Origin of the sequence: Corynebacterium tuingiense, assembly GCF_046718165.1 — a bacterium.
In the GTDB taxonomy this organism is placed as follows: Bacteria; Actinomycetota; Actinomycetes; order Mycobacteriales; family Mycobacteriaceae; genus Corynebacterium.
Genome location: NZ_CP177101.1, coordinates 237,133 through 248,466, shown reverse-complemented (window position 1 = coordinate 248,466; position 11,334 = coordinate 237,133). Strand labels below are relative to the sequence as shown.

The following is an 11,334-nucleotide window of genomic DNA, read 5'->3' as shown; positions in this document are numbered from 1 at the left end:
AAGGTTTCGACCAAGGTCGTGCAGAAGCAGCAGGATCCATGCGTGAGGGACTCTCCACCTATCTGACGCAAGAGGCAATACACCCAGCAAATCATCATCCTGGAGAACACCGACGAAGTTCCCGGGGTTGACCGCACCATTATGGGGAATATCATTGATTTTACCAAAGACACCGAAAACGGCCGTTACGGCTACCTGAAAGGCGTCATAGACGTTGCAGAAGAGGAAGATTTCGAATGACGACACCAGTGGTCAGTTACAAACCTCTCTGGAAGACTCTCACTGACAAAGACATGACAAAACAAGACCTACGTAAAGCAACCGGCCTCTCAAGCGCCACTATCACCAAGATGGGATGGGATGAGACAGTGTCAACACAAGCACTCGCAAGAATATTCGAAGCACTCGAATGCGATATTTCAGATATCTGCACAATCGGAAATAGCCAGGAGGTTGGAAGTGACTAACTTCGAATTTCTAAAAAATAGTTTCCCTTCATTGGAAAACCTGGGAACTTTAGCTGAATCATACCTTTATACCGACCCGAGTACCTCTGTGATGAAGCTCGGCATTCTATGCGAAAGCATTGTAGAGCTGATATTCCAGTTCGATCGTTTGACTCCTCCAAATAAAAGCACAGCTTTCAAGCGGATTGACATGCTCTCTCGTGAAGGCCTGCTGCCTCGCGAAGTTGTCGATATTTTGAATCTGGTTCGCAAAGCCCGAAACAAGGCGGCACATAAGGACTGGGGAACAACAGAAGATGCAAAGCGCTTTTTGCCAATGGTTCATTCCCTTGCTTGGTGGTTTGAAGCTACATATGGTGACCCAAATGTGGAGGCATCAAAATATGTACTCCCAGTTGAAAAATCCCTAACTGATCAGGCTACCGATTGGCTGGAGCAAGAGACTGCCGCACTTGCAAAGGACGATGGCACAAAGGCTAAACAGGCACCAGCGGTGTCAAAAGCGAAACGTTCCCAGCGTTCTACTGCTGCGATGAATCAGCGTCCAAAAACAGAAGCTGAAACGAGGCTCCTCATTGATGAGCAGCTTCGTCAAGTGGGTTGGGATGCTGATACTGAAAACCTAAGGTACAGCAAGGGCGCACGCCCTGTTGAGGGACTAAATCAGGCTATTGCTGAGTGGCCTACTGATTCCACGGTAGGGCGGCAAGGCCGAGCTGACTATGCCTTGTTCGTAGGTTTGAATTTCGTTGGTGTGATTGAAGCAAAGGCAGAGCACTCTGCAATCCCATCAGTTTTGGATTTTCAGGCTGCCGATTACGGGCGGCTTATTAAAGATGAGCACGTAGAGTTTACGATGGGTCAGTGGGGTGCCTTCAAGGTACCATTCCTCTTTGCAACGAATGGTCGCCCATATATAGAGCAATACAAGACTCAATCTGGCGTCTGGTTTCAGGATGTGCGTAACCCACTAAATTCTCCACGCGCATTAGTTGGATGGCCAAGTCCACAGGGTCTTCTCGAAATGCTTGATGCTGATCAACAAGCTGCGCAGGAGGCACTCGACAACCTGAACGATGATCTGCTCACATCTAGTACTGGCTTAAATCTGCGTAAATATCAGGTCGATGCAATCCACGCTGCTGAGAACGCGATCAGCGAAGGAAACCACCACGCGCTACTTGCCATGGCCACCGGCACTGGCAAAACCCGAACAGTGCTTGGGATGATCTATCGATTCTTGAAGACTAATCGGTTCCGCAGAATCTTGTTCTTGGTTGACCGTACGTCACTAGGCACTCAGGCTTTGGATACCTTTAAGGATGTCCGATTAGAGGAATTGCTGACGCTGGATGAACTCTATTCAATTAATGGTTTAGAGGATTCCGACGTTGACTCTGAAACACGTGTGCATGTCTCAACGGTCCAAGGAATGGTGAAGCGCCTGTTCTACCCAGAACCTTCTACTGAAGATACTCAGGCACGCAAACCATCCGTTACTGACTACGACTTGATCATTGTTGACGAAGCTCACCGAGGTTATTTGCTTGATAAAGAAATGACCGAAGATGAAGCTCTCTACCGGGACCAATCTGACTACCAATCCGCCTACCGGTCCGTAATTGACTATTTCGATGCAACGAAAATCGCGCTCACTGCAACACCTGCGTTACACACAACTGAGATTTTCGGTCAACCGGTTTACACCTACACCTATCGTGAAGCAGTCATGGATGGCTATCTCGTTGACCACGACGCACCACATCGCCTCACAACAAAGCTTGCAACTGAAGGTATTCGATATTCCGAGGGCGACACTCTTCCGATCTACGACACTGCTACTGGAGAAATCGCCAACAGCGCTGAATTGGCTGACGAGGTTACTTTTGAAGTGGAAGACTTCAACCGGTCAGTAATTACCGAAAACTTCAACCGGACGGTTCTAAAAGAAATCGCTCGGGATCTTGATCCGAGCATGCCTGAATTATTCGGCAAAACCCTCATTTATGCCGTTGATGACGCTCATGCTGACCTCATCGTCGATCTCCTTAAAGACATCTATGCCGACCAGGGGGTTGAGCCAAAAGCGATTATGAAGATCACCGGCTCAGTCGCAGGCGGCAACAAGAAGAAGATCGAGCAAACAATTAAGCGCTTCAAGAACGAGCGTTTTCCATCAATAGTTGTCACCGTTGACCTGCTCACCACCGGTATTGACGTACCAGCAATCACGTCATTGGTTTTCATGAGGCGAGTTAAGTCGCGTATCCTCTTCGAGCAAATGCTCGGTCGAGCCACGCGACTATGCCCAGAAATCTCAAAAGACCGCTTCGAAATCTACGATCCGGTAGGAGTGTACGAAGCCCTTGAAAAGGTTTCTACCATGAAACCACTGGTTGCGAACCCCAATACCAGCTTCAAAGATCTCATGGAGGACATTGATCGCGCCGGTACTAATGCTGACAAACTTACTCGAGCAATCGAACAGGTAGTGGCTAAGCTCCAACGTAGACGACGCAAGATTGCCGAAACTACAGCTGAACACCTTAAAGACCTTGGCGGTGGAAACACGATCTCCGAAGTGATTGAAGAACTTCGTGAAGCCTCACCAGCAGATGCAGCCGCATGGATTCAAGAACACGCGCAGTTCTTCGATTTCCTCGACAACTCGACCTTTGGCGACCCACGAAAACTAGTGATTTCAGAGGCTGAAGATGAACTCATCTCACACACCAGGGACTTTGGAAACGCCCAAAAGCCTGAGGACTATCTAGAAGAGTTCAAATCCTTCCTGGAGCAAAACAGTGATGAGATTGCAGCCTTACAAATAGTGTGTACTCGCCCTTCTGAACTCACCCGAGCGGAACTGAAATCACTAAGGCTCATGCTCGACCGCAAAGGCTATACCGAGCAAAAACTCTCTTCAGCCTTGTCGCAAGTGTCTAACAAAGAGATTACTGCAGACATCATCTCACTCATTCGCCGTTTTGCACTCGGATCTCCGCTCCTTACCCACAAGGAACGGGTGAAACTTGCTATCGACAAACTGAAAAGAGAACATGACTTTACTAGAGTTCAGCAGGGCTGGATATCTCGCGTTGAGGCGTACCTCGAAAACGAGTTACTCATCTCAACAGACACCTTCGATACAGACTCTCGCTTTAGACAACAGGGAGGACTGAATCGAGTGCAGGCTGCATTTGATGGCGAATTCGCCAAAATAGTCTCTGAACTTAAGGACTATATGTATGAGGACCTAACCGCATGAACAATCAAGAGATCGTTGCGAAGCTCTGGAACCTGTCCAACGTCCTACGCGATGATGGAATCACCTTCCATCAGTACGTCACCGAGCTGACTTACATCCTATTCTTGAAAATGGCCAAGGAAACCGGTGCAGAAGACGGGATTCCCGAACAATACCGATGGAATGAACTGCGCACGAAGTCCGGCATCGAACTCAAGCGGTTCTACCGTGACCTGCTCCAACACCTCGGCGAAGAAGCAACTGGTCGAGTCCATGAAATCTATGCTGCGTCATCTACAAATATTGATGAGCCGAAAAACCTTGAGAAGATTATCAAGTCAATTGATGCTCTGGATTGGTATTCCGCTCGTGAGGAGGGGCTCGGTAACCTCTACGAAGGGCTGCTTGAGAAAAACGCTGACGAGAAAAAGTCTGGTGCCGGTCAGTACTTCACCCCGCGTGTCCTTATTGACGTTATGGTGCGGCTTATTGACCCACAGCCTGGTGAGCTCTGCAACGACCCCGCATGTGGAACTTTTGGCTTCATGATTGCTGCGAGTGAGCACGTATGCGCCAACACAGACGACCTGTTCGATCTGGACGAAGATCAAGCCGACTTCCAAGTAAAGAAGGCATTTACCGGTGTGGAGCTTGTCCATGACACTCATCGACTTGCGTTGATGAATGTGGGGTTGCCCGCAAATCGTGGACACCTAGTCAAGCTACCTAGTGGTTAGGCAGCTATTTCTTCTTCGTTTCTGGTTTGGGTGGTGTGGTTTTCGAAATCGACGGGGCTGACCATCCCGAGGGCGGAGTGCCGGCGGCGACGGTTGTAGACCACTTCAATCCAGTAGGCAACGGCCTTGCGGGCAGCATCGCGGGTTGGCCAGCGCTTCCGGTCGTAGAACTCGGTTTTCAGCGTCGACCAGAACGACTCGGCCATCGCGTTATCGAAGCACACCCCGGTACGCCCCACAGACTGAACAACACCTAGGTTGCGGCACACCTCCCAGAGCTTCTCACTGGTATATTGCGTCCCCCGGTCAGCGTGAAACACCAGCCCGTCAGGAACATCACCGCGCAGCGTATGCGCCATCCGCAGTGCTCGTTCGACCAAACTTGTATCTTGCACACTATCCATAGCCCAGCCCAGTACCCTGCGGGAATGACCATCGCGAACTGCGCATAAGTACAACCAACCCTCGCCGGTGCGCAGGTAGGTAATGTCCGACATCCATACCCGGTTGAGCTCGCCGGTATCAAACATGCGCTTTACCAGGTCAGGAAGACTCGACTTACGTTTAGATTGAATCGTTGTCACGGGCACAAAAGCACGCGGTGAAATCCCTTCAATTCCCATCAGGCGCATCCGCTTAGCCACAGTCTTACGATTCACACTGATCTGGTAGCGATCGGCGAGTTCTGCGGTAATCCGCGGAGCACCATAGACCTCATCGGAGTCTTTCCAAATCTGATGAATCTTACGATCAACATCATCGTAAAAAGATGTCCGATCATCATTACCGGATAAGCGTTGCTGCTGCATATGGGCCCATTTGTAGTATCCAGACCGAGATACCTTCAACAAGCGCGCCATGCGCTTGATACTGAAATTCGCCTTCTCCTGCTGCATTAACTCGAACTTTTCTGATCGCGTTGCTTTGCGGCGAAGAAGGCTGTCGCTTTTGACAAAAACTCGTTATCCATCTTGGCTTCTGCCAGCTCACGACGCAGACGAGCGTTCTCAGCACGAAGATCCGCCTCGCTTAGCCCATCAGAGGATCCTCGGCGTTGACGCTCATTTTTCACCCACCGGCCTAAAAGGCCAGGTGCGACACCAATTTCTTTCGCTACATGAGCAATCGGGCGTTCTGACTCGATTACCAGGTTCGCGGCTTCACGCCGGTACTCCGGCGTGTATTTCTGGCGTTGTTGACTCACAATGAACATCCTCTCCTACGGACACAAAATCCGCACTAATCGGGTGTCCACCAAACGAGGGTAACCTCAAATGCTATGCTTCATGGCATCGAATCCCCTATCCATTTAGGAGATACGCTTTCGCCTGACGGCAAGCGCTTTATTGGGTTTGATGTTGTTCTGACTAACCCGCCATTTGGAACGAAAAAGGGAGGGGAACGTGCAACTCGTGATGATCTAACCTTCCCGACATCAAATAAGCAGCTGAACTTCCTGCAGCATATTTATCGAAGCCTTAAGCCAGGTGGACGCGCTGCGGTTGTACTACCAGACAATGTTCTTTTCGCTGACGGTGATGGCCGCCGCATCCGAGAAGACCTGATGGACAAATGCAACCTACACACTATCCTCAGGCTTCCAACCGGTATCTTTTACGCCCCAGGCGTCAAGACCAACGTACTCTTCTTCGAACGTGGACTCACCGACAAAGGAAATACCAGCGGAGTTTGGTTCTACGACCTTCGTTCTCAGATGCCTTCGTTCGGCAAGCGTACGCCACTTACCGTTGAACACTTCGCTGACTTTGAGAAAGCGTATTTGGCTGAAGATCGAACTCAGCTGGCAGACGAGCGGCTAACCTACTTCAAGCGCAGCGAGATTAACGCTAAAGAGGACTCTCTAGATCTGGGCCTCATGCGTGTTGAAGTAGAAACTTTCGACGCGGAAAACTTTGCCCCAGCAGCATCCGCGCTCGAAGCCGCAACCCTTCTTGACGAAGCAGCTGACCTCCTGCGCACTCTAGCAAGCGATCTCAGCCTCGGAGAAGGTGAAGATTAGTGGCAATGAAACTCCCGCTCATCACAGACTTCAAAGGGATTCCTAACGAAGCCATCGTTCCAGAGGCCGAACAACCATACGCCGTTCCTGGAGACTGGCGGTGGGTGCGGTTGGGTACGGTATTACTTCCCATGGAGACACGCAAACCTAGGGGAGGCTCCTTTACTTACATCGATATCGATGCAGTCAATAATAAGTGCCAAAAAGTAGCAAACCCAAAAATCGTTGCAGCGTCCAAAGCGCCAAGCAGGGCATCTCGAGCGGTGCACGACGGAGATACCCTATTCTCTCTCGTTCGTCCCTACCTCATGAACATAGCGCGTGTAGGGTCAGAATTCTCAGAAGCAATCGCGAGCACTGGTTTTTATGTTTGCACACCTGCCCCAGTAGTTGATTCGCGCTACCTTTTTCATTTCCTTTGTAGCCCAACGTTCATTTCGATGGCGACGGCAAAGATGAAAGGAGACAATTCACCATCGATTAAGGCGACCGATTTTTTACAGCTCCCGATTAGTCTGCCCCCGTTAGGTGAGCAAGCACGTATCGTTGATTTTATCGAGAAAACTAACGCCAAAATCGACGACGCCATACAACGACTCGATAGTTTTCTAGACAATCTTTCAGATAGAAAGGTTGGCATTGCCCGAACATTGCTTGCGGGGCACGGAGTTTCAAATGAAGGTAATGTACATGACACTGTTTGGGAGACTAAGCCCTTGGGCGAGATTATAAGGGTCTCATCTGGAAAAGGCTTAACGGCAAAAGAGATGGCCCCTGGTGGTACCGTTCCTGTTTATGGTGGCAACGGCGTTACCGGATACCATGACCAGTCCTGTTACCCAGCTGAAACAATCACAATCGGTAGAGTCGGATTTTATTGCGGTTCTGTCCACATGACGAACGAAGAATGCTGGGTAACTGATAACGCTCTGGTCGTGCGCTTCAATGAAAACGAGATAGACAAGAAGTTTCTCTACTTTCTTTTGCTACACACCAATCTGCGAAAAAATACGAGTTCCAGTGCGCAGCCACTAATTTCCGGCAAGAAAATATATGACATCCTCGTCAGAATCCCTGCGTTAGATTCTCAGAAGGTGATTGCAGAGGGCATTGAAAATTCCTTGGAAAAGCTTGATAAAATTCAACACTTGGTAGAAGGATCCAAGCAGATTCTGGTGCAGCTCCGGAAACAGTTAATTCATCATGTCTTTATGGGGAAAGTGCAATAGATCGTGAATGTAGGCGCTTGTGAATTCATGATTACTTTGCGTGGAATTCGTAAACAACTACCTGGAGCGAATATTTTTCTCAGCACCAATAATCGATTCTTCGAAAACAAATTGTTGCGCGCGAAATCTTGGGTGGTTCACCAACACTATGGGTGAGGGTGTCAGGAAGTTTGTGTGTGAGGCTCTGATCTAGAAGGAGTTTCACCGATAATGACTACGGTGTCACCGAAGAAAAACCATGACCCGGCGAGGGTCAACGAGATCAGCGAGAAGCTGATGGAAAATCCTGAAATCGCCAGCTTGATCAGCGAGCTGTCGACTTCTGCTGATGATGCAAGCGAGCTGGTCAAAGGCCTGCTGCAGGCATCGATCAACGCTGGTCTTAAAGCGGAGATGGATGCGCATTTGGGCTATAGCCATTGCGACCGCAAGGCCAAAGCGCAGGTGGATACCGCACAGAACAGCAATCACCGTAACGGGTCCTACACCAAGACCGTCAATTCTGGCTACGGCGCGGTTGAAGTGACTGTGCCCAGGGATCGTGCCGGCACGTTTACTCCTCGGATGGTGCCCAAGGGTGCACGTCGGCTCACAGAGCTCGACGACATGATTATCTCGCTGTACGCCGGTGGGATGACCGTGCGCGATATTCAGCACCATCTCGCAACCACTCTTGGTGTGGATATGAGCCCGGATACGATCAGCACCATTACCGATGCGGTCTTGGACGAGGTCATGATCTGGCAAAACCGCCAGCTCGACGATTTTTACCCGGTGTTCTTCCTCGACGCGCTACGCGTCAAGATCCGTGACGGCCACCGCGTGGTCAACAAGGCTTGCTACATGGCGGTTGGTGTCGACATGGACGGCATCAAGCACATCCTGGGATTGTGGATCGCGGACAGTGAAGGAGCCGCATTCTGGGCATCGGTGTGTGCGGATCTGGCCAACCGCGGTGTCCAAGACGTGTTCATCGTGTGCTGCGACGGGCTCAAAGGCCTGCCGGAGGCTGTGGAGACAACCTGGCCGAATTCTATGGTGCAGACCTGTATTGTGCACCTGATTCGGGCTGCGAACCGGTGGGTGTCCTACCAGGACCGTAAAGCAGTCTACCGCGCACTGCGTGAGGTCTACACAGCCGCTAACGAGGACACCGCGCGTGCCAGCCTGGATGCTTTCGAGGCCAGTGAACTTGGCCGGAAATATCCCCAGTCGGTCAAAGTCTGGCGTGATGCATGGGAGCGGTTCGTGCCGTTTCTGCAGTTCCCGCCAACGGCCAGGCGAGTGCTCTACACCACCAACTCCATCGAATCGCTCAACGCCGAACTGCGTAAAGCTACCCGTAACCGGGGTCAATTCCCAAACGATACTGCCGCACTAAAGACACTGTGGCTGATGATCTGCAACATCGAAGACAAGCGCGCTGCCCAGCGAGCGAGGAAAGCAAAACGCGATATTGAATGCAACGGCTATATTGAAGGAGCGAAAGCAACTGGGTGGAAACAAGCCATCAACCAACTAGCCGTGGCTTACCCCAACCGATTCGCGGATTACTTGTAAACCAAGCCCCCGCACACAAAGAAACGGACACTCTCCTATGGGTTCCAACTTAGGTCGCTAAGGAAGTTAGTATCCTTATGCCCACTTGTGTAATTTGGTTGCGTTTACCTCCGAAACCCCTGGTGATTGAATCTTTCTACCCAAGGAGTTCACCCTACCTACCACAAGTCCTTGTATCCAACTTGACACGTTGTGCGATCCGGCCTGCAGATGCGGCAACTTTCTAATCCAGGCTAAAACACCTTCACGGCCTTGAATTTGAAATTATCACTCGCGCGGAGGAGATAGAACTAGCTGAAATTAACGCGGCGCTTGACCGGCACACACAAGGTGAAAAGGTCAATGGAGTACGCGCTATGTGGAAACGCCTCCAAGAAATCGGGGCCCGAAATTCCATGCAAATTCGCCGAAGATGCTTTCCGCAAATCGAAGATGAGTATGCGCCAATTCCACGGCATCGAGATTAACGAATGGCCGGCTAAAATTGCCTCAACAGCAATGCTCTTGGTTGATCATCTCTGTAACCAAGCTTTCGGACAGCCGGTAGTCAGGCTCCCCATCGAGGAAACTCCACGGATCGTAAGTGCCAACGCCTTACGGACTGCCTGGGCTGATGTGATAAGCCCAGAGGACTGCAATTATGTCTTCGGCAACCCACCTTTCGTTGGCTCTTCTCGGTTAGACAAAAAGCAGAAGAAAAATAGAGAGAGCGTATTCGGAAAAAGGGCGGTCAACTCAATTTTGTGGCTTGTTGGCATCGTACTGCCGCGGAGTTTCTCGATGGGCACGTTGGAAACATTGCTTTCGTTTCCACTAAATACATACGCCAAGGCCAACAGGTCAGTCCACTTTGGAAATCTATCTTCAAAAGGGGCTACCACATTAACTTCGCCCACCGTTCCTTTGCTTGGAATACCGAATCTGAGCACCTCCCAATGTCTATCGCATTATCACTGCTTTCTCACAGCATCAAAGGGAGACGAAACACGCTTGGGACTATGTCGGTCAAAATGTAGTAGAGAGTCAACCAACTTCGTTAAACGGTTATCTAGCAGACGCCCCAGCGGTTTTCATCTCCCAAAGGCGCAAACCCCTTTCTCCCGTTCCCCCCCCCCCCGATTAAACGGGGCAACCAACCGGGAAACCCCTTTCATTCTGTGCACAAGAACTGAGAGCCATGATTGAACAGCGCTCGACTCTCACTGTGATATTCCACCCTTATTAGTTGTGGGAGAAATTCATTAAAGGCACTGATCGATACTGCTTCTGGATGCCAGAAGGGTCCCTGAAAGTTTGAAAAATAACCCATCTGTAAACAAAAGGTTGACCCAAATTACCGATGCAAGAGCGTCATCCACTAAGCAGGCTACAAAGAAAAAGTCTCGATCCCTTGGAGGTTCGACGAAATAAGGTATAACGGCGAAGGAACCTATATCGCGATCCCCAAAGTGACATCCGAACGACGGAAACAGTCCCCCTTGGTTTTGTTGAAAATGGAATGATCCCAGGAGACAAACTTTATTTTATTCAATCCGATTCTTTAACACCTTTTGGCATTCTGATGTCCCAAACCCACAATGCGTGGATGCGCGCCGTAGCTGGAAGACTCGAGCTAAGATACAGCTACGCTAATACCATCGTCTATAACAACTTTGTGTTCACGGATACCACTGATCTAGGCCACAAGAGCATTGAAGACGCAGCTCAGCGAGTGTTGGATGCTCGTAAGACTTACCCAGATGCTTCCCTGGCGGATCTCTACGACCCAGATAACGAAGACAAATACTCAGAGCTAACCGCGGCGCACCAAGCTTTGAATAAAGCTGTGGAACGAGCCTATGGGTGGGAACTCGATGGCTTTACCTGGGACGCGAAGGAAACTTTCATCGTTTCATTTCTCTTCGAGCTATATAGCCAGAAAGTAAACGCTGAATAGAAACTTCCCGCTAGAGCTGCAGTCTTTGATTAAGCGGCTTCTCCGGAGCCCGGGTGCAGGAAGAGGTGAAGGAGGCGTCGGCAAGCAGCGCTTGAAGCAGCGCTGTTTGGCCGGCGTTAGTCACCCAAGCATGCACCA

General features: G+C 50.3%; 8 protein-coding genes and 1 pseudogene. 8 read left to right on the top strand and 1 reads right to left on the bottom strand.

What is annotated here, in order from left to right; genetic code table 11:
* The first annotated feature begins 236 nt into the window (after positions 1-236).
* The 3 genes from ACLI1T_RS01225 to ACLI1T_RS01215 are packed head-to-tail and all read left to right on the top strand — an operon-like array spanning position 237 to position 4,451.
* Entirely contained in the window at positions 237-467 is a 231-nt protein-coding gene (locus ACLI1T_RS01225) for a helix-turn-helix domain-containing protein (RefSeq protein ID WP_411702829.1), read from the top strand.
* Complete coding sequence (hsdR, locus tag ACLI1T_RS01220) at positions 460-3,735, top strand: type I restriction-modification system endonuclease (RefSeq protein WP_411702828.1); 3,276 nt, start codon at positions 460-462, stop codon at positions 3,733-3,735. Before ACLI1T_RS01225 ends, hsdR begins: the two co-directional genes overlap by 8 nt.
* Complete coding sequence (locus tag ACLI1T_RS01215; RefSeq protein WP_411702827.1) at positions 3,732-4,451, top strand: N-6 DNA methylase; 720 nt, start codon at positions 3,732-3,734, stop codon at positions 4,449-4,451. The genes hsdR and ACLI1T_RS01215 overlap by 4 nt, the downstream gene beginning before the upstream one ends.
* On the opposite strand, the gene ACLI1T_RS01210 is transcribed toward ACLI1T_RS01215, so the two are convergent.
* A protein-coding gene (locus tag ACLI1T_RS01210; protein WP_411702629.1) for an IS3 family transposase occupies positions 4,448-5,664 on the bottom strand; the annotation gives its coding sequence in 2 pieces (ribosomal slippage) (positions 4,448-5,403 and positions 5,403-5,664; 1,218 coding nt in all). The genes ACLI1T_RS01215 and ACLI1T_RS01210 overlap by 4 nt on opposite strands.
* A 66-nt stretch (positions 5,665-5,730) precedes the next feature.
* On the opposite strand from ACLI1T_RS01210, the gene ACLI1T_RS01205 reads away from it, so the two are divergent.
* The 5 genes and pseudogenes from ACLI1T_RS01205 (at position 5,731) to ACLI1T_RS01185 (ending at position 11,196) form a co-directional block, all read left to right on the top strand.
* The gene (locus tag ACLI1T_RS01205; protein ID WP_411702826.1) at positions 5,731-6,471 is read left to right on the top strand and encodes a class I SAM-dependent DNA methyltransferase; all 741 of its coding nucleotides are present in this window, start codon (positions 5,731-5,733) and stop codon (positions 6,469-6,471) included.
* A 5-nt stretch (positions 6,472-6,476) separates the two neighbouring features.
* The gene (locus ACLI1T_RS01200) at positions 6,477-7,700 is read left to right on the top strand and encodes a restriction endonuclease subunit S (RefSeq protein ID WP_411703276.1); all 1,224 of its coding nucleotides are present in this window, start codon (positions 6,477-6,479) and stop codon (positions 7,698-7,700) included.
* A 210-nt stretch (positions 7,701-7,910) separates the two neighbouring features.
* Entirely contained in the window at positions 7,911-9,260 is a 1,350-nt protein-coding gene (locus ACLI1T_RS01195; protein ID WP_411702825.1) for an IS256 family transposase, read from the top strand.
* A gap of 342 nt (positions 9,261-9,602) precedes the next feature.
* Positions 9,603-10,276, top strand: a pseudogene (locus ACLI1T_RS01190) (DNA methyltransferase).
* 437 nt (positions 10,277-10,713) lie between these two features.
* Positions 10,714-11,196: a type IIL restriction-modification enzyme MmeI gene (locus ACLI1T_RS01185; RefSeq protein WP_411703275.1), complete on the top strand. Its 483-nt coding sequence runs from the start codon at positions 10,714-10,716 to the stop codon at positions 11,194-11,196.
* Positions 11,197-11,334 lie beyond the last annotated feature (138 nt).